The 508-nt window shown below is 43.1% G+C and carries 1 protein-coding gene; it reads right to left on the bottom strand.

Going from position 1 to position 508, the window contains the following annotated elements:
* The coding region (locus tag JS756_RS39010) for a hypothetical protein (RefSeq protein WP_205387462.1) at nt 1-363 on the bottom strand (363 nt) is incomplete at its 3' end.
* Between the last annotated feature and the right edge of the window lie 145 nt (nt 364-508).

The following is a 508-nucleotide window of genomic DNA, read 5'->3' on the forward strand; positions in this document are numbered from 1 at the left end:
TAGATGACAATCACTACCCCGTGGTGGAGCTCGTACAGAGCGGAGTTCTGCCTCTGGAGCAGACTCAGCAAGAGCAGTAGATATAGCTACATCAGCCTGATTCTCACTTTGCAGAAGCTCCTGGCCTTCCTGAATAGAAAGACCTTCTTTAACTGCCATCTGCTTCCTAGATCGTGTCCTTTTTTGAATCTGTTTCTCATGTGCAGCACGTAAATCCTGGTTTTCTTTGCTAAGAAGAACAGCATTATTTATAGCCATTCCGCACCCCTTAATAAGTTGGTCTAATGCAATTTTTGAAGGTGTTGAAGGGCTATTTATGCGTTGTCTTAATAGCTGCTTGATTGTAGATGCTTGCTTGTCCAATTGCTTGCTATTATAAGGTGTTTTTGGCACTGAGTTGGTTAATCAGCTGCCTGGTGGTGTAGGAGTCTTCAGTTGAATGTTGAGTTGCTCTAGCACTCTTTCTGGATTTAATGGAAGTAGACCAGCTGCTGCAAAGCTATTTTTG

The sequence above is a fragment of the Streptomyces actuosus genome (assembly GCF_016921115.1).
GTDB classification, from domain to species: domain Bacteria; phylum Actinomycetota; class Actinomycetes; order Streptomycetales; family Streptomycetaceae; genus Streptomyces; species Streptomyces actuosus_A.